This window comes from Alteromonas sp. S005 (genome assembly GCF_036864475.1).
In the GTDB taxonomy this organism is placed as follows: Bacteria; Pseudomonadota; Gammaproteobacteria; order Enterobacterales; family Alteromonadaceae; genus Alteromonas.
The window spans coordinates 247,102-267,321 of the sequence record NZ_JAZETN010000001.1; the positions used below are offsets into that span (position 1 = coordinate 247,102).

The following is a 20,220-nucleotide window of genomic DNA, read 5'->3' on the forward strand; positions in this document are numbered from 1 at the left end:
TTATAGTAATAATCAATGGTTTTGTTCGTTTGGTCTTAGCGAGGTAATGGGAAACTCGAAAAAACTAGCGTTAGAGCAACGCGTGAGCAGCCTTATGCCGCTTAACGTAATTTGAAGGTAATCTTACAAGCGTGCTTCTTGGTTAAAGGTTAGGATATAGAACCAATATCGAGAGCTCATGTTGTGGTTGAAATTTGTCCTTTTGGTCTAGGTTTTAATTAAATTCCAAGGGTGTTTTTTTAAAGTGGAAAAAGTTCGCTATCTATCTGATGTTTAAATTTTTTGTAGTTTTGTTAAAAAAATTTGGCTTTTGATGGTTTGCCTAACCAATTAGTCTAATTTTGGAATCTTATTTTAGCAAAAGTGTAATATTTCACTTTGCAGGATAGCAATCTAACGGTAACATATCGTTCCAGTCTTCAAGCCTAAATTCTAATACTGCATTTCAGAGGACTGGAAAAGTAGACTCTACTTTTAAGGCAAAGTTTTATTGAAAGTAAGTTTGTAATATTTTATTGCGACTTACTTTTTTATTGTCTGTAATCCAGTCTTAGCACAAGATCGTGTGCGCTTCTTGAGTCAGTGAGTTTAGTCTTTCAAAATTCCGAAGAAGAATTTGAAGCAGCCTATAACAACAAATTAATACCTAACACTCACGCAAAAGGGGTTACACCATGAAATCCAATACTGACGTGTCTATGACACTTGCCAGTAAGCTTTCACCTGTCGCACTAGCAGTAGCGATGACCGTTCCAGCTCTTTCAAACATTGCCGTTGCTCAAGAAGCTGAAGCAACTGAAGAACAAAAGTTTGAAGCCATTACCGTTACCGCGACAAAACGCCCTCAAGTTATTTATGAAGTACCGATTGCTATTAGCGCCTTTGACGGTGATAAGCTAGCTGACCAAGGTATAACAGACCTAACAGACGTTGGTAAGTTCGTACCAAACCTAAACGTAACAGGTTTTTCTGCTGGTCACACATCTTCTGTAAACCCATTTATTCGTGGTATCGGTCTTCAAGATCACCTAATCACGACTGATCCAGGCGTAAGCGTTTACGTTGATGGTGTATACCTAGGCCGCCAAGTTGGTCAAAACTGGAGCCTAAATAACATCGAGCGTATCGAAGTGCTTCGCGGTCCACAAGGTACGCTATACGGTCGTAACTCAATTGGTGGTGCAATTAACATCATCACAAAAGAGCCAGACCAAGGCGATGTAACTAAAATCAATACTGAATTTGGTACACGCGGTCGGGTTAAAGCAGACCTTTTTGTTAACCATGGTTTGTCAGACGAACTTGCGTTCAACATGAACCTATCGTTTAACAAGCGCGACGGTCTAGGCGAATTTATTAATGTACCAAACGCTGAATACGATGTTGGCGAGACCGAAGACATCTCCGGTCGTATCTCTGTTAAATGGGAGCCTTCAAATGACTTCCGTATGGTATTAACTGCAGATGCGAACAATGGTGACGGCGGCTTGCGTCCGTATACGGTACTTATCGACGAAGTGGGCTCAGCACGCTACTTCGGTGGCGGTAATGGTCTTGGCGTAGAGCTTCGTAACTCAGATGTTATTCCTGAAGGCGCCGACCGTTACGATAACGCAACAGGTACTGAAGCGGTAACTGGTGTGTCTAACGAAGCCCGCGGCCTTTCATTGACTACAGAGTGGGACATCAACGAAGACTACACTGCAAAGGTTGTTGCAAGCCAGCGTACATCTAAGTACAAAGCAGGTCTTGACGATGACGGTACGGTCTTCTCACTTGACCAATTCCCTGAGCGCGGTGAAGCCGATCAAACTTCGATTGAACTTCAGCTTAACGGTTACATCAACGAGTACACTGACTTTGTTGCAGGCCTTTATTACTTCAACGAAGAAGGTAGCAACCGCCAAGGTGACGACTCTAACTTCGACGGTGGTCCAAACTTACTTCAACTTGACCAAGAAACTACATCAAAAGCGGCATACGTAAACGTACGTCACGATATTAATGATGAGCTAAGTGTTTCTGGTGGTCTTCGTTACACCAAAGATGAAAAAGATGCGTCTGCAAACGTATTCTCAGCACTTGGAACAATTTTTGATTCAAATGACTGGGATGAAGTAACGTGGGAACTAGCGACCAACTACACATTTGAAAACGGCATGACAGGTTATGCGACTATTCAGTCTGGCTATCAGTCGGGTCAGTTCCCTGCGCGTCCATACTGCCTTATCGGTCAGTTCTTTGGCGCAGGTGGCTTTGACGATATCGAAGGTGCACAGGCAGCCGTTCGTGCAGATAACTGTTTTACAGCGTCTGACAACATTACTGCGACTAACTATGAAGTGGGTATCAAAGGTCGTGTGAATGATTACTTCGATATCAGTGTTGCCGTATTTAACACTGAGTTTGAAGACCTACCTTACCAAGTAAGTCGCGTGAGCGAAGGTGGTTTCGACACTGCAAACCTTGTTGTTGAACAAACTTCTCGTGGTGTTGAAGCTGACGCTACATTTACCTACGGCAACTTCAGCATGATGACCAGCATTGGTTATATGGATGTTGATGTTGAGGAGCAAGACGGTTTCAACCCTGTTGCACCACTGACTCCTGATCTTACATTAGCGATTGGCCCGCAATATACCTTCGAGCTAGATGGTGGTGACTCAATTCGCGTACGTGCTGATTACTCGTACCGCGCAGAAATGTATGGCGAGCCGACGTCTGCTCCTGAGCGTATGACTGAGCTTGATAGCCGTGAGCTGGTAAACTTTGACATTGCTTATACGCCAGCGAATGATGCTTACACCGTAGCCCTTTACGGTCGCAACATTTTCGATGAGCGTTACGACAATGCGCGCCTGAACACGGGTGACTACATCCTGCAAATTCTAAGCAATGATGCGAGCGAGTTTGGAGTTAGGTTCTCAACTGAATTCTAATATCTACAACGAATTATAATTAAAAAGCCAGTCTTGCGACTGGCTTTTTTTTGCTTATTTTTTCTTGTGTTATCTTAATTATTAGCATAGTTTTAAAACTGTTCAGTACATGGATGACATTATTTATGACGGTAAAGATATTTTGTGGATTAGGTATACTTGTGGCTTCCATGTTTCTGTCTGCTTGCACTTACACTGTGTACCTACCCGATGATGAAGATAGTAACTCCGCTAAAGGCGAGAGAGTTACAACGGCTAACCCCGAGTTTGGTAATCAGTGCCGCTACGGTGGTAATGGCGAGTACGGTGTATGCCCCACGTCAAACGGTGAAATGGTTGGGACGTCTTGTTCTTGTCCGACTCCTTCAGGGCAAATTATGGGAACGGTATCGAAATATTAGAAATGCTTTTGCTGAACGCTGAGCCTTTCAATCATACGGAGATGGATCGTGGGTTTTTTTACTAATTTCAAAAAATCGCGGTTAGAAAAAAAGTTTAGTAAAAACGAATGGGTAATCATTCAGCCTGTTCCATTTACTAAATTTGAACAACTTATTGTTGATCATGTTGATGCCGGTTGGGAAATCGAGGATGACTATGAACGACTCGCTGAAACCACGCCTAAGTGGCAGTGTGAATTACGTAAGGGCATAAGTATCGTAACCTGCGTTTGGACTGCAAAACAGCAAGGTTCTATCTACGGGCCAGAGCGTGTGCTTGCTGATTTGTCTGAAAAGCTAAGCATACCTACCTCGACAACAATTGCTTCCACATGGTTTTAAGTTGCTGCTAAAGCCAGCCTTTTTGCTTCGCAATGCGCGCTGCGTCAACTCGGTTCGTCGCATCAAGCTTCGAGATCGCTTCTGAAAGATAGTTTCTTACTGTACCTTCTGATAAAAACAGCGACTGCGCAATGTCTTGGGTCTTGAGTCCGTCGGACGCAAGCTTGAGTGCCGCCATTTCTTTCTTGGAAAGCGGATTGTTGTCGTCAAGGGCCATGATAGCAAGCTCGGTCGAAATCACTTTCTCCCCTTCAGATACTTTATGTATGGCATCTATCAAATAGTCGCTATCAGATTCTTTTAAAATAAATCCCTTAACCCCTAAGCTTAAGGCGCGCTTGATATAACCTGGTTTTGAAAATGTAGTCATTAGAACTACTTTGGTACTAAGGCATTGCTCTGTTACGTGGGCGGCTAAATCTAGGCCTGTGACCAGCGGCATTTCAATATCACTTAAGATAATACTTGGCGCAGGGTACTCTCTTAGATATTCAATCGCTTCTTGTCCATTACTGCATTTGGCTGCGATGGCTAGATCGTCCTCCAATGACAGAAGCATGGCTATGGCATCTCGAATAAGCGACTGGTCTTCAACAATTAAGATGGTCGTTTTCGCTTTTAAATTCATAGCGCTACCTTTTCAGGCGAAGGGTTATCTAAAATAAGCTTCACGCTTACAGCAGGGTGGGGATGAAATAAAATGCTCACATCTGCATTTATAGACGCCGCACGTTCTCTAATGCCCATTAATCCGTTTCCTTCCTTAATTGAGCCACTATCCTCAACTATACCGTCATCTTGGTAGGCCATGAACAACGTTTGCGGACTAACGTTATGGTCAAGTTCAAGGTAAAGTGATACCGCCTTTCCTTTTGAATAGCGCAACGTATTTGTGGTTAGTTCTTTTACTATTAGCGCAAGCTGGCGTTCTTGTTTTGAAGTCAGCAGCATCAAAGCGCTGTCATCAATAGTGGTTAAAACCTTAAAGCCGTTTTCTTCGAGCAGTGCTTTATCTTTCGCTATTTCATCGGCAAGGGAAAGTTGTTTGATATCTGATACCGCCTGACGAATATCGCTTAACAATGCTTGAGAAAGTTGGGCCAACGCTTTTACTTCCCTGTGGGCATCATCAATTTTATCCTTACTAATAAGCTTATCAGCCAGTTGGGCTTTTAACGAAATTGAGCTTAGTGCGTGACCTGCAACGTCATGTAGGTCTCTGCCAATACGTTCTCGTTCAGCTATCGCGGATAATACTCGTAAGGCTTCAGCCTGCTGGCTTTCTTTTAGGCCATGAAGGGTTTCTTTGCGCTCCATGACACCGAAACCGAACAATACTAAACTGTTAATTATTGATGCGCCTAAGAGAAAATGCGCGTTTTCAAACATCGTAATGTTTAGTGTTAAGAGCACAATCATCATTATACTTATGCTCGTTAACCCTGTTTTGATCGAATTGTAATAGCCAACGATAAACGCAATAAAGCCGATAATGGTTGCGCCTCCTGGATTTTGGAAACTGCAGGCTACAGAAAGTAAAAACATAGATAATAAATAGGAAGGCAGAGCTTTGACAGGCTGACTTATCGCTTTGATGTACAAAACAATAAAGCTAAGGTATCCCAAGCTTTGAATTACCCATACCTCGATGGGAAGAGGGCGGGAAATTATAAGGGGAACAAAAAAGAATAGCGAAAAAAACAAGCTCCCGTGAGACCAACGTTTTTTGCGCCCGCTGCCCAACAGCGGCATAACCGGCGCAGCATCTTTCTCATCTACGTGGTTTGTAGATTTACTTATCTTCGCAGTACCTTCACCTGAATGCCTTGCAGGTACTGCGTCGACGTTATTTTGCGTGCTGTTATGGCTGCGCATAGTGAGTACTTCGTCCTTACTGAAATACAACGGCAGACTTGCTAGTGATAAGCAAAGTGCCTGAGATTATCAACATAATACCCAGCACTGCATAAATGTCGAAAGTTTGTTTCCAAAACACCACCGAAGCAGCGGTGATTAGCGCGATACCCATACCTGACCATATTGCATAAGCAACGCCAATTCCCATGTTTTTTAGGACCATGGCAAACAGCATCCCTGACACGGTATAGAAAAATATTGCGCCGTACCCAAATGCCCATTTTTCCCAACCGTTTGACATTTTAAGCAGCATGGTAGCTGTGACTTCGGTGATAATTGCAACCGCTAAAAGTAAGTAAGTCATCGTATGTTCCTTCTTGTTAAAGTGAAATTAGTGAGAGTTGATTGTTTGAAAACGGCGTTCAAGAGTGATGAGCGACACAATGTAAACAGCGACAATTACCGCCGAAATTGCTTCTACTTGTGCCTCCGGAAACAGATACCAAGCTACAACAATGCCGAAGGTTCTTGCGATAGTGTGGAAATAGCCAACCCAATGCTCTATAGCCCACGATAAAGGCATCCACATTAGTCCAGCAAGAATGCCAATACTTAACGGCACAGTTGTGTGGTCAATGGCGGCAACCGGAAGGGCGATGGCAAAGACCAGTAGACTCATAAACATACCAACAAAGAAAAGGCGGTCGAAGCTGTTCTTTACTGCGCTTTTCGCAAAGAACCTTTCACCAGTAAGGTAAGACAAGCCAGCGCCTAGGTAGAAAATTGCCCCTGTACCGATATAAAGCATCCAGGTAATAGTGAGCTCAGATACAAAAGGAGCACTCATACCAAGTAAGGCCCAAACAAGGGTGCCTGCAAGCGGCATTGCAATAAACCTTTTCTTTTTGAAGTCTTCGCGCTGTTGTTCTAGTGAAAGAGGGGAATTCTGAATACTGGTTGTAGAAGCGTGGTTTAATATATGTTCCATGTGCTTTACCTAATGTTGTAACGTCGATAGGTAAAGTATGTAAAAGTATATCAGATTGCGTTAGTCACAAACGTCATCAATAGCATGTGACATTTGTCACCAGATTTACGAACTATGGGTTTGGGCTAGCTTTGTCGCGCTTTTTTCGCTTTGCGCTTGTTTAACACAGAGTCACCATCTTCTTTCGAAAGCATTAAACTGTCGTAAATACTCACTAGCGCCAAAGCCCCCATAAATATCATGGATAAGGTGAAGGTTTGTAGATTTGGCGTGTCGGGGCTTTGTCCAAGAATGAAGGCTGCAGCAGCAATTGCAAGCGCTGATAAGGTAATACCAAGGCCGCGATTCATCTGCATTAGAATAGCGCCTAGCGTATTTGCATCTCGCATTTTATTAGGCGGTACGTCGGCAAAAGCAATAGTATTTATTAACGTTAAGTGCATTGAGCGAGTCATGCCGTTAGCAAACAATATAGCGGCAATGGTAAACGACGACGTGGTGTGATTTATCATAGCTAGCGCGACAAAACCAAGAGCGATGAGCACGCCGTTCACTACAAGTACGCGTTTGAAACCAAATGTATTCATGATCCACGTTGTTGCGGGCTTTATCGCCAAGTTTCCAGCAAAAAGCCACAGCAAAAGGGAACCAGCCTCTACAGGCGAGTAACCTAGCCCTAGCTGCAGCATAAGCGGTACAAGAAAAGGCGCGCTTCCTAGTGCCACTCGCACAACAGAGCCGCCGTAAACCGAAAGTCTGAAAGTTTTATGCTGCATGGCATCAAAGGAAAATAATGGGTTTTTAGCTTTTTTAACATGCCGTATTGCGAAAGCCATGAGTACTATGCCAATGGCAATGACGCCGAGTGACTGAAGCAGTTTATCGCTTGTGCTGGCAAGAAACTCAATGCCAGCCATAAATAGCGCAAAGCCGACGCCGGTAAGAAGAAAACCTTTGACGTCGAATTTACCCACATCGCCTTTGGTATTTCTTAAGAGGTAAAGAGAAGCGGTGATTGCGATAAGGCCTAGCGGGATATTCATATAAAAAATCCACTGCCAGCTAAAGTGGGTTGCTATGTAGCCCCCAAGCACTGGGCCTAATAGCGGTGCACTTAATGCAGGCCAAGTGATAATGGCTACGGTTTTTACTAGTTTTTCTTTGGGTAAATCCCGCAATACCACTAATCTTCCAACCGGCACCATCATAGCGCCGCCTAAACCTTGCAGAATGCGAGATAAGGTAAATTCGAATAAGCTGGTACTTAAGCCGCACAGGACCGAGGCGAAAGTGAAAACGGCAATCGCCGCTATAAATATAGTTTGAGCACCAAACTTGTCAGCAGCGTAGCCGCTTAAAGGGATAAAGAGCGTAACGGCTACCAAATAAGCCGACACGCCGATAGAAAGGTGAGCTGCCGGCACGTTAAAGTCAGCAGCAATAACAGGGAGCGCGGTGGTAATTACCGTGGCGTCCAAAATTTCCATAAAGAGTGCCCCTGCTACCAAAAGGGCAGTGGCAAACTCTCTATTGTACAATTTCAAAGGCTCTAACTACGCGCGCTACACCCGTGATATTGCGAGCAATATCTACAGCGGCAGTGGCTTCAAGGTTAGTTAAACGACCCATTAAGAATACCTCTGAGTCTTGCACAACCACTTTAACCTGAAGAGCAGGAACGCGCTCATCAGCGACTATCTTGGTGCGTACTTTTGACGCAAGCCACAGGTCGTTGGCTTGTGTGCCAGCACCTATCGGTTCGCCAATGCGTATTTGGTTGTGAATTTTTTTAATGTAGCCAACTTCCTGAGCACGGCTAACGGCCTCGTCTACAAGACCTTGATTGGGGGCTTGGCCGGTGAGCAACGCAACACCGTTATAAACATCGATCTGAAGGTTAGTCTGCTCTTTAAGTGCGTCACTTTTCGACCACTGATAAGAGACCGCTGCATCGGCATTTTGATCGTCAAGTTGAGTACCCACGGTGCGTCGGTCATTTGCGACCTTTGCTGCCATTGCGCCCGCTGCGCCAACAGCCACTACACAACCTTGTAATATTAAAATCAGCGCTAATACAGAGCCCAGTAGCCCTAAGTTCTTGATTTTTTTATTCATAGTTAATTTAATCAGTCGTCGCCATGATCTGCAGGGAATAAGCTGTCGTCAATGCACTCACACAGGTTGTGGATCACTAGCAGGTGTACTTCCTGAATACGCGCTGTGCGGTTAGATGGAACGCGAATTTCTACATCATGCTCACTCAAAAAACCAGCCATTTCGCCGCCGTCTTTACCGGTAAGCGCGACAATAGTCATATCGCGCGACAGTGCAGCTTCCATTGCTGCGATAACATTACGTGAATTGCCGCTAGTGGAAATAGCGAGAAGTATGTCGCCAGGCTGGCCTAATGCACGTACCTGTTTGGCAAATATTTCGTCGTAGCTGTAGTCATTAGCGATAGACGTAATGGTCGACGTGTCTGTGCTCAGTGCAATCGCAGGCAGGCTAGGGCGGTCGCGTTCGTATCGGTTTAACATTTCTGATGAAAAGTGCTGTGCATCGCCTGCAGAGCCACCATTACCACAGCTCAGTACTTTATTGCCTCTTATTAAAGCTTCGACCATCATGTACGCCGCTTTTTCAATATATTCCGGCAATATTTCCGATGCTGCAATTTTTGTTTGAATGCTCTCGGTAAAGTTCGCTTTTATCTGTTCAATCATCTGCCATCTCTTTGTTTTTAACTGCCTACTGATCTTTTTTAGTGGTTGTAGCACTAAGTTACAACGCACGGCTAAGCGCAATGATCAGTATCTGAGAAATATTTTCTTATACTTTGCATTAATAATATTAAATACCAGGTGGCATTAACCTTTACTGCAATGCCAAGGTATTATTTATTGAAGCGAGCGAAAGAACTCAACTAAGTTTTTTGCTTCATCTTCAACCTTGAAATTTTTTACTATGTGTTCGCGTCCGGCTTTGCCCATTTCTGCAAGCTTGTCCATATCTGACAGAAGTAAATCCATCTTTTCTATGACAGCTTGCTGGTCTTTGATAGGTACTATATACCCGTCAATACCTGGTCTAACGATATCTTCCCATGCGCCCGCTTGTGTTGCTAGTACAGCCGCACCTGCGCTCATGGCTTCAGGTACGGTTAAACCAAAACCTTCGTTGTCGCTAAGTGCACTTACTAGAGATAATGCACTGAATATGCTTGGAATCTGTTCAAAGGGCAACTCACCCGTGAAAACGATGCGGTCAGTTAGACCTGCTTCAGACACTTTTTCTTTAAGCTGATTCACAAACGTTTGATTGCTTGAAGAAATAGCACCCACCACCACAGCATTTACATTAGGGTATTTAGGTAATATTTTGATGCAGGCCTCCACAAAAAGGTGAACGCCTTTTTGCTCTCTTACTCTACCTAAAATTCCTATTCCGTATTTTCCACCGTAACCGAGTGACTGCCAAGCTTTTTGCTTGTTTTCTGCTGGCGTGTATTTGTCAATCTGCACACCGTGGAGATTAATTTTGGCAGGCGGTTTGTCTAAGTACTGTGCGGAACGGTTACTCATCGCAATAATTGCGTCCATCCTATTGCTTAACCACACCGTGGAAGCAGAACGTTTTCGCTGAGCCGCCGAGCTAAATACGAGCTTTATTTTTGCGCGGAACACGTATTTCAGGATTATTCCCTGGATCATTTCATCAACGCGACGAGCGTGAAAAATACGCCACTTACCATTGCTAAGCGGGCGTCGACACATTTTAACGACTTCCCAGAATGTTATTGTCATCGAAGGATCTGAGACAAAATGTTTACCCATGATCCGTAAATTAATCAAGTTTCTTTGTATCGATGTCACTTGTAGCATGGTAGACGTTACACCAGAAAAGTTGGCACTGGAGTTACCAACTATTAATTCTATTTCTTGGTTATCAAGGTTACAGGGCGACATCTTGTTGTTGGGGTGACTCATTATTTGTAGGAACCTAAGGCACTTTCGACAAATAGAAGAAAGCTTGTAAAACTAAGAAAAAATGGAATAGCTCTTACTTAAAGACCTTGCCATTTATTATTGAACACGCTCACATCCAACACTTATATTCTTCCATTTAAGCAAACATTAACCGTAAAGCTATATGTCGTAAGCCTCTATCCAACGTTTTTTAGCCACTGAAGCTTGCTTCCTTCTATGGCAATAACGTCTATCCGTAAAGGCGTAGATGCTGGATTCAGGCTATTATCTAACAAATAGAAACCAAACGCAGCATGAATTCGGTTTAGCTTTTTAGCCGTTACAAATTCTATTGCACTGCCAAAACGATTCTGCTTCCGGTATTTGACTTCAATACACACAATGGTATTGCCGTCTTGCATTACAATATCTAACTCACCACGTCGCGTGCGGTAGTTTCGACACAAAAGCGTAAGACCTTGTTCCTCAAGATATTGACAGGCTTTGTCCTCTGCTGCATTCCCTTGCAGTGTTGACATAATTTTACTCCGAAAGCATTTGAACTTTTTCGTTACGGATTATAGCTTGAGGCTGCTGGCGAATGACTTCGCCTTTCTCATTAAGTGAAAGGGTTCCGGTTAATCCCTCATGTGAAAGGTACTTAAGCGTGTTAAGCATGCCTAGCTGTGGAAGTAGCTGGTAGGCATCAAAGCCAAACGCAAACAAACGTTTTTGCATAGTATTTTGATTTTGCCAAGCCTGCTCGACCTCTTGCTGAAGAGGTTGCCAACTGTGTGAAGGCATTAACCATGGCATATCGATAAAATGCACATTTTGCAAATCACGCCATTGGTTTTTTCCACTGTCGTAATCCATCGAGCGAGATGTGGCATACACAGGAACCTGCTTACCGTCGTATGGGTTTAAGCTTGCTTCAATTATTGGATTTAACAGCTCTGTATCTTGCGGAGACGCAAACGCGACTATGGCATCAATGTCTCGCCTGCTGCGCGGCATATTGTACACTTCATCGTTGGTCATGTACTCAATTTGATTAATGCGATCATTACTTTGCGCAACGTCGAGTGCTTGGGTAATACCCTCGCGAAGCGAGTTACTGTCGTTAAAGGTAACCGAGGTTATGTTAGTGCGGCGCTTATTCTCTTTGTCATTAAGTGCTCTCCAGTGCGTCTTAAATGTGGAGTCCATTCGCTGATATAAACTGCTTTGAGCCGCAATAACGATAGGTGCACGGTAGCCTTTATTAAAGATATATTCAGCAAGCTGCTCGGCTTCATCTTCTGGGGCAAGACCGAAATAGTTCAAAGAGGTTGCTAAATCCAGCGTATCCAGCTCTCCTTGGATTTCTGTATCCGTGAGCATACTTCCAGCCGAATCAGAGCCGTTATCTAGCGCAGAATTTGATGTTGGCGCTAATCTATTCTTGGTCGGCGGTTCGTTTGCATTTACTTGGTCTATCAGCTCTTCTGGACGATTCAATGCCAGTACGTTCACACCAACTGGTAAGTTAGGAATTAAACTCTCTACGGTATCTTTTAACAGCGGTCCTACAATGAATTTAGTGTCGCCAATTTCATCAAGTAGGTGCTGCGTATCAACGCCGTTTGTATCAATAAAACGAAGGCGTGGAAGTAAGTGCTCATCTTGACGTTTTTCAACGTCGGTGTAATACGCCGACATTATCCCATTTTTTACTACTTGCCCCGTACGCGCTAAGCGACCAGAAAGCGGCAGCAATACTGCAATATCATTGGCGCCTGCATCAGTAAGCTGTGTTGCTTTAAGCACATTATCAGGCAAGGTCGTTTCTAAAATGTGGCCGCGATAAACTTTCTGAAAATTTTGAAGCTCTCTTGCCAATGTTGCGGGCGATGAAGCATTCGTTTCAGTCAGCTCGCGAAGCGTGATGAATGGTGAAAGGGAGGGATACGCTTCTCCTACTTTTGAGAGCCTTTCTGTTGGTATGGAAGTGAGCCACTGCCATACCTGCTGTACTTTATCTTCGTCTGGCAAGTTGGTTTGTAGCACGCTATTAGCTGCTGCTGCAAAATTACCTTGCTGTGAGTACAGCTGAGTTTGAAGTTCTGCTTTTTGGAATGCAGTTTCACCTGTGTCGGTTACGCCATCCAACATTGTCAGCAATTCTTCTGCTGAGGCATCAGGCATTCCCGCGTAGGCCTTAGTGACTAAAAGGGAGTAGTACGAGTGGTTGCGTTCTGATACACCATCTTCTTTAACTTCAAACAACACCTGCTGCGCTAATACAGGTTGTTGGTTTTGAAGGTATAAGTCAGCGGCTTGCAGTAATAAGCTGTTACGCTGTTCTTTATCGCGGGTGCGTTCCCATACCTTTTTAGCTTCTAGGAGTTTGTGCTCAGGTGTGAGGCTTTCTTCAACCTGGGTAGTTTCAACTGGAGTCGGTTCCACTACCACAGGTTTCGACTGAGTTTTTGGTGTGCTCCCACAACCCGATAGTACCAATACCGAAGCAATGGCTGATAGCGTGAAGATTTTTCCAGATTGTCCGATATGACGCACAGTTTCATTCCTTTTACATCGTTATAGGTCAAGTTTATCTTAACCAGTATGAAAATCTACGCTTGCCAGCATAATCTGGACTAATGGCGTGATACACTTATCGCATAACCTTTCAATTTAACGTAAGACTTAACCACTGTTATGACAGATACCGCCACTCTTTATATTGTTCCTACGCCTATTGGCAACCTAGATGACATTAGCGCTAGAGCAATTCGCGTATTAAGTGAAGTTAACTGGATTGCTGCTGAGGACACCCGTCATAGCGCGCGACTTCTACAGCACTTTAGTATTGGAACTAAGACTCTTTCACTTCACGAGCACAACGAAGATAAGCGTACTGCTATGCTCTGTGAACGTTTGAAAGGTGGTGAATCTGTTGCTTTAATAAGTGATGCGGGCACGCCACTTATCAGCGACCCTGGCTTCGTTTTAGTACGCAAGTGCCGTGAGCAAGGTATACCCGTTAGTGCCTTGCCGGGACCATGCGCCGCAATTACAGCATTAAGCGCGTCAGGACTGCCTACAGATAAATTTACATTTGAAGGTTTCTTGCCGGTCAAAACCCAAGCGCGGGAAGGCGTATTATCAGCGCTAATAGATAGAACTTTTACCACGGTTTACTATGAAGCGCCTCGTCGAATTCTAGACACGGTTACTGACATTCAGCGTGTATTAGGCGAACGTCATATTGTTGTGGCTAAAGAGTTGACTAAAACTTTTGAAACCTATGTAAGTGGTAGCGCACAAGACGTCATTGATTATCTTACTACTGATGCTGCACATCAAAAAGGCGAATTTGTTGTAATGATAGGTCCTGCCAAGGTGAATGAACAGGCGATACCTAGTGAAGCAATGTCCTTACTGCAAACATTGTGCGAGCACATGCCGCTGAAAAAAGCCGCGGCTGTAGTAGCAGGTCATTATGATTTGAAAAAAAATGCGCTGTATCAGGCAGGGCTTGATGCAAAAGCGTAATTTGCGTTAAGAAAGATTGATCTTAAGGGGCATCGGCGAAATACAAAGTATTTTCTATGGCAGTCCAAGATAAAGAGACTGGTTACTAAAGGAGACGCAGATGACAAAGACGCTTAAGATCACCATGTCTGATGGTAAATGGCTGGTAGATATATTCTCTCAAGCGAATGACTCTGGCGTTTACGATTTAATTCACCCAAATGATGAGACGGACGTTTCATTAAACGAGGGTGAGATGTACGGCTTTCGCTACAGCCTGCAGGGGAAGCCAGGTACAACTTTTAAAATAGAACTCGGTGATGACGTCCTAGCTGAAGGAGAGATTGATAAATCTGAAACAGCTTCCGGTCGTGGTGTGGTTTAACATACTTCTAAAACAAGAAAACCCGCGTATAGCGGGTTTTCAGAACTGGCGGCCTGTTTTAAGACAAACGGCCTTTAAAGTCTTCGTAGCTGAACTCACGAATAAGTTCAAAGTTGCCGTTAGCACGCAAAATACCGATAGCAGGGTGCTCTACACCGTTAAAGAATGTGGTTTTTACCATGGTGTAATGCATCATATCTTCAAACTGCAAACGATCGCCTGCTTTTAACGGCGTATCGAAGGAATAGACATCTATTACGTCACCGGCAAGGCAGGAATTACCACCAAGCTTTACGTTGTACGCTTTTTCATCTGGCATACCTGCACCTAAAATTGCCGGGCGATAGGGCATCTCTAAAACGTCAGGCATATGAGCAGTGGCTGAAATATCTAAAATAGCGATATCTCCATCGTTTTCCACTATATCAACCACTTCGCAAATTAGAGGCCCTGTTTGCCACGCAACCGCAGAGCCTGGCTCTAAAATAACGTCTAGGTGAGGGTAACGTGCTTTAAAGTCTTTTAGTGTTTTAATAAGGTGCTCAACGTCATAACCTTCGCTGGTCATCAGGTGTCCGCCACCTAGATTTAGCCATTTTAATTGACCAAGCCATTGGCCAAAGCGTTTTTCGATAGCTTCAAGGGTGCGTGCAGTAGCAAAAGAATCACACTCACAAAGGTTGTGGCAGTGAAAACCTTCAATACCCGTTAGATCCACGCCCTCTAGTTCACTGGCGCGTATGCCTAGGCGTGAACCTGGCGCTGCTGGGTCGTACAGTGGCGTATCAGCCTCTTGATGCTCTGGGTTTATGCGAAGGCCTAACGACACATCCGCGAGTACTTCTTTATGCGTATTCCACTGAGACAAACTATTGAAAGACAGATGGTTAACAAGGCTCGCTAGTTCCTTAGCGTCATTAACTTTGTAAGCTGGAGAATACGCATGCACTTCTTTACCCATCTCTGCCGCGAGTTTAGCTTCCCATACTGAGCTAGCTGTTGCACCGTGTAAATACTGTTTAATAATGTCGAAGCATGACCACATTGAAAAGCCTTTCAGCGCAAGAATGATGCGCGCGCCAGACTCGTCTTGAACCCGTTTCATAAGCTCAAGATTTTTAATTAATTTTGCTTCTTCCAGCACATAGCAAGGAGAAGGAATATCAGTACGTTGAGTTAAATCGGTCAATGGGATAAAGCTCCAAAAAATTAAACTGCTATCAACATTTATTAAACGCCCAATGTATTACATTACAAGTCGTAGCTCAAAACAAAGCTGTATCACTTGTTATTGCAATCTGGAAAAGATTCAAACAGTGGCGTTAATCAAAAAGGGCGCTTGAATTAAGCGCCCTGATACATCGATTATTTAGTGAAAGGGCTGCTTTCACATTCAAGAACGTGCCATGGAAGACCGTGCTCATTAAGCATATCCATGAATGGGTCTGGGTCGAATTGTTCCATGTTCCAAACGCCTGATTCTTTCCATGTACCGTTAAGCATAAGTGCCGCGCCAATCATAGCCGGAACACCTGTGGTGTACGATACGGCTTGCGCGCCTACTTCTTCGTTACATTTCGCGTGGTCACAGTTGTTGTAGATAAAGATGGTCTTTTCTTTGCCATCTTTAACACCTGTGATGTAGGTGCCAATACACGTCATGCCGCTATAGCCTTCAGCAAGTGAACCAGGGTTAGGCAGTACCGCTTTTAAGAACTCTAGAGGTACAATTTTCTGGCCTTGGAATTCAACTGGCTCAATACTAGTCATACCAATGCCTTCAAGTACGCGAAGGTGGTTAAGGTAAGCATCACCAAAGGTCATCCAAAAGCGTGCGCGCTTCAAAGTAGGGAAGTGCTTAACGATAGACTCTAATTCTTCGTGGAACATTAAATAAGACGCACGAACACCAATGTTTTGATAGTCCAGATCCTCACGTACGCTTAGCGGATCCGTTTCTTTCCACTCACCGTTTTCCCAGAAACGACCGCGCTGAGTAATTTCGCGAATATTAATTTCTGGGTTGAAGTTGGTCGCGAAAGCCTGACCGTGATCGCCGCCATTACAATCCACGATATCAAGGTAGTGGATTTCGTCGAAGTAATGCTTAGCTGCATACGCTGTGTAAACGTTTGTTACACCTGGATCGAAGCCACTGCCAAGAAGTGCCATAATGCCCGCGTCTTTGAACTTGTCTTGGTAAGCCCACTGCCAAGAGTATTCGAATTTTGCTTCGTCTTTCGGCTCGTAATTGGCGGTGTCTAGGTAATCTGTGTTAGTCGCAAGACAGGCATCCATAATAGGAAGGTCCTGGTATGGCAGGGCTAGGTTGATTACTAGGTCTGGTTTTACTTCGTTAATTAGTGCTTCAACTTCTTTTGCGTTGTCGGCATCAACTGCAAAAACACCCTTAACGCGATCTGCACCTACTTCTTGTTGTAGTGCTTCACACTTAGATACCGTGCGGCTTGCTAAGTAAATTTCGTCGAAGTGTTGAGGTAAACGTGCACATTTTTTCACAGTTACCGACGCAACACCGCCAGCACCAATAATTAAAACGCGAGACATAATAACTAATCCCTAATTTTGCTAATGAATTTTGGGCTGAATGCTAGCAGACCAATGGGATTTGGCAAGCAAAGACAGCCTATGAAAGGACAAAAAATTTTAATCGTAACAACGAATGTAATAGGTAGTGCACGCGCTGGGTGGCACTACCTCAAAAGGCTATTGTAAAAACTGATACCCGTTTTATTAAGCGATTTGAAAAACAACATTTTCCTTACCGTCGTTGCACTAACGGGTTACTGTGTCGATAGGAGGCGAAATTATCACTTTACCATCTACTTTATAATAGGGGTAAAGTATGAGTCGTTCTTCATGGTTTGGTGTTGCGGTTGCAATGGCAATAGCATCAACCGTTTTACTATCTTGAGTGTTAACTGCTGCAGCATACACTAAGACACTGTAACTGTTTGTATCTGTGGTGGTATCGATTATGCGCCACTGAAGCTGTTCAATAAGCTGTGACTCGCGCTTTTTAGTTCCGGTCTCGTCGGCAAATATACAACCGATGCGACCATTTTCATAAATAGCAGCAAAAGGATAAAATACATCACACACGGGCAACATAAGCTCACACAGATTTAGTGACTTTGACACGAGTGCGTTTAACTGCGTTGGCAATGTAACTGGACGGTCGATCATAGCGTATCTCCTGTGAGTTAGCGTTGCTGTACACCTGATAATACCTACGCGTTCTTGGTCACATTAGTTTAATAATCATTATTTCGATAGTAAAAGTTATCTATTCAGACTAAAAACTCATAAGGCGCATTCCCTTTTTCGAACCAAAATAGCGCCTGAGCCAAGGGTTAATAGAGAAACACAGTTACTCTTTTGATATGAGCTGCTTTTGATATTTAAGCGGTGTGGTGGAAAACCACTTTTTAAACGCATGGGTAAATGAAGATTGTTCTTGAAACCCCAATAAATCTGCGGTGTCGGCAATAGAGTATTGTTTAAGAAGGTCGTCTAAACGAGATTTGCGCTCACTATCAAGAATTTGCTGAAAGCTGGTGTTACTTTGCTTCAACTTTCGCTGCAGTGTGCGTGGGCTTATGAATAGGGCTTCGGCCACACGCTTCTGGTCACAGCCTTTTAGCGTTGGGTTGGCGTTTAAAAGCGAAATGACTTTGTGGGCGATATCTTCGTGTGGGTTAGGTTTAAAATGGCGTTTGTTGGTTTGTGCAACCCCTTCTTCTTTGCATTCGTTCATCTCTTTTTCTGTCACTTCTATAAGCGCGCTGAACATAGCCTTATTTTCACTGGTAAACGGAACATGCAGTAAGTGTAGGGGGAAAATAATGGCGTTAGTGCGGGCACAGTCAATCACCTTGCAGTTGAACCACTGCGTTAACGTATTTTTTTCCAATGTACTCAAGGGGAAAGTAAAGGTAATAGCATTTAATTGGCAGGCCGAACCCAAGATTTTATAAACGGTCGCTACCCACGCTGTAGTATTGCGCAATACCATTTGTTTGCAATCTGAGCTTTTAGGCACCCATTCAACCCGCGCATCTTCAGACTCAAAAAACACGTTTGTTGTGCCGATGTCCGCGACTAATGCATCAAAACGGATAAGCGCTCCAATGGCTTGAGCTAAATTTTCGCAACTTTCAACGAGGTAACCCAACACCCCGTAATCTTTTGCCTGAATATGTTTGCCTAACTCAAACCCAAATAATGAATTATTAGTAAGCGATACGCCTTGGTTTAACAGCTCGACATAGTCTTCCATGGAAACACGGGAAGAGCCTGAAAGTGAGCTATGCTTTTGCGTGATTCGCGACAGTTTATCTGTACTAACCTCTAAGCTAGTTAAATAGCTTTCGATACTTTGAAGATAGGCAAAAGAAACCGATGGCATGTGCATGTCGCAATATAACAAAAATTCTGACGTATTAACGCAAGATCAAATACGAATGTCAATTTATGCTAGTAACCATAAGAAAAGGACATGTCGTAAATGGTTAACGTTCATTACCAAAGAGTTATTAATGCAACGCCACAAGTGCTTCGCGATACGCTGCTTAACCACCAGAGTTTAAGTGACTTCTTTAATGCAACATTTAAGGTATTAAAAGTAGAAAATGATGGTGAAGTAAGCGGCGGAGTGGGCTGCGTGAGAGAGGTGTGCATTTTAGGTATTCGCTTTAAAGAAGAGATTGTAAAAGCAGACACAGATGGTATTGAATATCGTGTTGTTGATGACTTTCCAGTAAAAGATCATCGGGGAGTTATTAGATTTTTCGCACAGGGTAGCCTAACCAAGGTTTCGTATCATATTAGCTGTTGTGCGCCTTGGTATATACCCAATTGGCTACTGACGCGCCTTTTACAAAACGACGTAGAGCAATGTTTGAATAAGTTAGGAGCACGTTTTGATCCCCGTTGAGCTTATTTTACTTGGCTTAAGCCCGGTTTTCTTACTGTGTGTTTTTGTGGAGTTCAAAAAGGCACGGCAGTTCTATAATGTAAAAGATAGCGTGAACAACGCCGTACTTGCACTGCTTCATCAGGGTTCTGATGCTTTGGTAATACTGCTACTCATGCCTTTGTTTCTTTGGTTGCATCAGTTTTCGTTGTTTAACATTGAGCTTACGGCTGCATCGCTTTTTGCAGGTTTTATCCTGCAAGACTTTTTGTATTACTGGTTTCATCGGGCTTCACACAACATACATTGGTTTTGGCTGGCCCATGTGGTGCATCACAGCTCAACGAAAATGAATTTCACCACGGCTTTCAGACAAAGTGTGTTGTATCCATTCGTTGGCATGTGGCTCTTTTGGGTGCCAATGATACTGATTGGTTTTTCACCCAGCCTGGTCTTTGCCATAGTTGCAATAAATCTTGCTTATCAGTTTTTTGTACATACGCAAACGATTGGTCATTTAGGCTGGGCAGAGCATATCTTCAACACACCCATTCATCACCGCATTCACCACGCAACCAATACGCCTTATATTGATAAAAACTTCGGTGGGGTGCTTATCATCTGGGATAAGTTATTCGGAACTTTCGCTGAAGAAGATAAAGCGATAACAATAAAGTACGGCATTGTAGGAAAAATGCCTAAGGACAACCCTCTTAGCGCTAATTTCAGTCAAATAAGTGTTCTGCTACAACAGCTTCAGCAGGCAAAGGGAATAAAGACAAAGTTGAAAAGACTGTTTGGCTATCCTGTTGAAAATTGACGTGTAGCTTTGTCTAAAACCTGCTGCCTTCA

21 protein-coding genes are annotated in these 20,220 nt (G+C 43.7%); 7 read left to right on the top strand and 14 right to left on the bottom strand.

Translation table 11 applies throughout. The features are described 5' to 3' along the window. Positions 1 to 674: 674 nt before the first annotated feature. The 3 genes from V7R55_RS00995 (at position 675) to V7R55_RS01005 (ending at position 3,721) form a co-directional block, all read left to right on the top strand. Positions 675 to 2,939: a TonB-dependent receptor gene (locus tag V7R55_RS00995; RefSeq protein ID WP_334056577.1), complete on the top strand. Its 2,265-nt coding sequence runs from the start codon at positions 675 to 677 to the stop codon at positions 2,937 to 2,939. 170 nt (positions 2,940 to 3,109) lie between these two features. Continuing rightward, on the top strand, positions 3,110 to 3,340 hold the full coding sequence (locus V7R55_RS01000; RefSeq protein WP_334057129.1) for a hypothetical protein: 231 nt from the start codon (positions 3,110 to 3,112) through the stop codon (positions 3,338 to 3,340). 48 nt (positions 3,341 to 3,388) lie between these two features. Then, positions 3,389 to 3,721 carry a hypothetical protein gene (locus V7R55_RS01005; RefSeq protein WP_334056579.1) on the top strand — a complete coding sequence of 111 codons (333 nt, stop codon included), beginning with the start codon at positions 3,389 to 3,391 and terminating at the stop codon, positions 3,719 to 3,721. A 7-nt stretch (positions 3,722 to 3,728) separates the two neighbouring features. Here the strand turns inward: V7R55_RS01005 and V7R55_RS01010 are convergent, their stop codons facing one another. The 10 genes from V7R55_RS01010 to V7R55_RS01055 form a co-directional block, all read right to left on the bottom strand. Then, the gene (locus V7R55_RS01010) at positions 3,729 to 4,349 is read right to left on the bottom strand and encodes a response regulator transcription factor (RefSeq protein WP_334056581.1); all 621 of its coding nucleotides are present in this window, start codon (positions 4,347 to 4,349) and stop codon (positions 3,729 to 3,731) included. Next, complete coding sequence (locus tag V7R55_RS01015) at positions 4,346 to 5,596, bottom strand: sensor histidine kinase (protein ID WP_334056584.1); 1,251 nt, start codon at positions 5,594 to 5,596, stop codon at positions 4,346 to 4,348. Before V7R55_RS01015 ends, V7R55_RS01010 begins: the two co-directional genes overlap by 4 nt. A gap of 16 nt (positions 5,597 to 5,612) precedes the next feature. Continuing rightward, entirely contained in the window at positions 5,613 to 5,942 is a 330-nt protein-coding gene (locus tag V7R55_RS01020; RefSeq protein ID WP_071815800.1) for a DMT family transporter, read from the bottom strand. A gap of 27 nt (positions 5,943 to 5,969) precedes the next feature. Next, a complete protein-coding gene (locus V7R55_RS01025) occupies positions 5,970 to 6,566 on the bottom strand; it encodes a DUF7010 family protein (protein ID WP_334056587.1) in 597 nt (198 codons plus the stop codon). Positions 6,567 to 6,691: 125 nt separating this feature from the next. Continuing rightward, entirely contained in the window at positions 6,692 to 8,053 is a 1,362-nt protein-coding gene (locus tag V7R55_RS01030) for an MFS transporter (protein WP_438823563.1), read from the bottom strand. A gap of 40 nt (positions 8,054 to 8,093) precedes the next feature. Next, positions 8,094 to 8,669, bottom strand: coding sequence for a BON domain-containing protein (locus V7R55_RS01035; RefSeq protein WP_334057132.1), 576 nt, complete (start codon positions 8,667 to 8,669; stop codon positions 8,094 to 8,096). 23 nt (positions 8,670 to 8,692) lie between these two features. Beyond that, positions 8,693 to 9,289 (bottom strand): phosphoheptose isomerase, encoded by a 597-nt coding sequence (locus V7R55_RS01040; RefSeq protein ID WP_118492632.1) that lies wholly within the window; start codon positions 9,287 to 9,289, stop codon positions 8,693 to 8,695. A 174-nt stretch (positions 9,290 to 9,463) separates the two neighbouring features. Further along, positions 9,464 to 10,552 (bottom strand): glycosyltransferase family 4 protein, encoded by a 1,089-nt coding sequence (locus V7R55_RS01045; RefSeq protein ID WP_334056591.1) that lies wholly within the window; start codon positions 10,550 to 10,552, stop codon positions 9,464 to 9,466. 176 nt (positions 10,553 to 10,728) lie between these two features. Beyond that, positions 10,729 to 11,070 carry a YraN family protein gene (locus V7R55_RS01050; RefSeq protein ID WP_334056593.1) on the bottom strand — a complete coding sequence of 114 codons (342 nt, stop codon included), beginning with the start codon at positions 11,068 to 11,070 and terminating at the stop codon, positions 10,729 to 10,731. 4 nt (positions 11,071 to 11,074) lie between these two features. After that, positions 11,075 to 13,090, bottom strand: coding sequence for a penicillin-binding protein activator (locus tag V7R55_RS01055; RefSeq protein WP_334056595.1), 2,016 nt, complete (start codon positions 13,088 to 13,090; stop codon positions 11,075 to 11,077). Positions 13,091 to 13,231: 141 nt separating this feature from the next. Here V7R55_RS01055 and rsmI point away from each other — a divergent pair, with 141 nt between their 5' ends. Both rsmI and V7R55_RS01065 read left to right on the top strand, forming a co-directional pair. Next, positions 13,232 to 14,068, top strand: a complete 837-nt coding sequence (rsmI, locus tag V7R55_RS01060) for a 16S rRNA (cytidine(1402)-2'-O)-methyltransferase (protein ID WP_334056597.1) — start codon at positions 13,232 to 13,234, stop codon at positions 14,066 to 14,068. 100 nt (positions 14,069 to 14,168) lie between these two features. Beyond that, positions 14,169 to 14,432: a hypothetical protein gene (locus tag V7R55_RS01065; protein WP_334056599.1), complete on the top strand. Its 264-nt coding sequence runs from the start codon at positions 14,169 to 14,171 to the stop codon at positions 14,430 to 14,432. 58 nt (positions 14,433 to 14,490) lie between these two features. On the opposite strand, the gene nspC is transcribed toward V7R55_RS01065, so the two are convergent. From nspC to V7R55_RS01085, 4 genes are all read right to left on the bottom strand, one after another. Continuing rightward, positions 14,491 to 15,621: a carboxynorspermidine decarboxylase gene (gene nspC, locus V7R55_RS01070; protein ID WP_334056600.1), complete on the bottom strand. Its 1,131-nt coding sequence runs from the start codon at positions 15,619 to 15,621 to the stop codon at positions 14,491 to 14,493. A 176-nt stretch (positions 15,622 to 15,797) separates the two neighbouring features. Continuing rightward, positions 15,798 to 17,000 carry a saccharopine dehydrogenase family protein gene (locus V7R55_RS01075; protein WP_334056602.1) on the bottom strand — a complete coding sequence of 401 codons (1,203 nt, stop codon included), beginning with the start codon at positions 16,998 to 17,000 and terminating at the stop codon, positions 15,798 to 15,800. A 228-nt stretch (positions 17,001 to 17,228) separates the two neighbouring features. Beyond that, a complete protein-coding gene (locus V7R55_RS01080) occupies positions 17,229 to 17,639 on the bottom strand; it encodes a hypothetical protein (protein ID WP_334056604.1) in 411 nt (136 codons plus the stop codon). Positions 17,640 to 17,823: 184 nt separating this feature from the next. Then, entirely contained in the window at positions 17,824 to 18,861 is a 1,038-nt protein-coding gene (locus tag V7R55_RS01085; protein WP_334056606.1) for an AraC family transcriptional regulator, read from the bottom strand. 99 nt (positions 18,862 to 18,960) lie between these two features. Between V7R55_RS01085 and V7R55_RS01090 the strand changes: the two genes are divergently transcribed. After that, entirely contained in the window at positions 18,961 to 19,389 is a 429-nt protein-coding gene (locus V7R55_RS01090) for an SRPBCC family protein (protein WP_334056608.1), read from the top strand. Continuing rightward, positions 19,376 to 20,188, top strand: a complete 813-nt coding sequence (locus V7R55_RS01095; protein WP_334056610.1) for a sterol desaturase family protein — start codon at positions 19,376 to 19,378, stop codon at positions 20,186 to 20,188. Before V7R55_RS01090 ends, V7R55_RS01095 begins: the two co-directional genes overlap by 14 nt. Positions 20,189 to 20,220 lie beyond the last annotated feature (32 nt).

Excerpts from the sequence above, each read along its gene's own strand:
- V7R55_RS00995 (WP_334056577.1), top strand. The coding sequence starts at position 675 with ATGAAATCCAATACTGACGTGTCTATGACACTTGCCAGTAAGCTTTCA.
- V7R55_RS01000 (WP_334057129.1), top strand. The coding sequence starts at position 3,110 with ATGTTTCTGTCTGCTTGCACTTACACTGTGTACCTACCCGATGATGAA.
- V7R55_RS01010 (WP_334056581.1), bottom strand. The coding sequence starts at position 4,349 with ATGAATTTAAAAGCGAAAACGACCATCTTAATTGTTGAAGACCAGTCG.
- V7R55_RS01015 (WP_334056584.1), bottom strand. The coding sequence starts at position 5,596 with ATGCGCAGCCATAACAGCACGCAAAATAACGTCGACGCAGTACCTGCA.
- V7R55_RS01020 (WP_071815800.1), bottom strand. The coding sequence starts at position 5,942 with ATGACTTACTTACTTTTAGCGGTTGCAATTATCACCGAAGTCACAGCT.
- V7R55_RS01025 (WP_334056587.1), bottom strand. The coding sequence starts at position 6,566 with ATGGAACATATATTAAACCACGCTTCTACAACCAGTATTCAGAATTCC.
- V7R55_RS01030 (WP_438823563.1), bottom strand. The coding sequence starts at position 8,053 with ATGGAAATTTTGGACGCCACGGTAATTACCACCGCGCTCCCTGTTATT.
- V7R55_RS01040 (WP_118492632.1), bottom strand. The coding sequence starts at position 9,289 with ATGATTGAACAGATAAAAGCGAACTTTACCGAGAGCATTCAAACAAAA.
- V7R55_RS01045 (WP_334056591.1), bottom strand. The coding sequence starts at position 10,552 with ATGAGTCACCCCAACAACAAGATGTCGCCCTGTAACCTTGATAACCAA.
- V7R55_RS01050 (WP_334056593.1), bottom strand. The coding sequence starts at position 11,070 with ATGTCAACACTGCAAGGGAATGCAGCAGAGGACAAAGCCTGTCAATAT.
- rsmI (WP_334056597.1), top strand. The coding sequence starts at position 13,232 with ATGACAGATACCGCCACTCTTTATATTGTTCCTACGCCTATTGGCAAC.
- V7R55_RS01065 (WP_334056599.1), top strand. The coding sequence starts at position 14,169 with ATGACAAAGACGCTTAAGATCACCATGTCTGATGGTAAATGGCTGGTA.
- V7R55_RS01075 (WP_334056602.1), bottom strand. The coding sequence starts at position 17,000 with ATGTCTCGCGTTTTAATTATTGGTGCTGGCGGTGTTGCGTCGGTAACT.
- V7R55_RS01080 (WP_334056604.1), bottom strand. The coding sequence starts at position 17,639 with ATGATCGACCGTCCAGTTACATTGCCAACGCAGTTAAACGCACTCGTG.
- V7R55_RS01085 (WP_334056606.1), bottom strand. The coding sequence starts at position 18,861 with ATGCCATCGGTTTCTTTTGCCTATCTTCAAAGTATCGAAAGCTATTTA.
- V7R55_RS01090 (WP_334056608.1), top strand. The coding sequence starts at position 18,961 with ATGGTTAACGTTCATTACCAAAGAGTTATTAATGCAACGCCACAAGTG.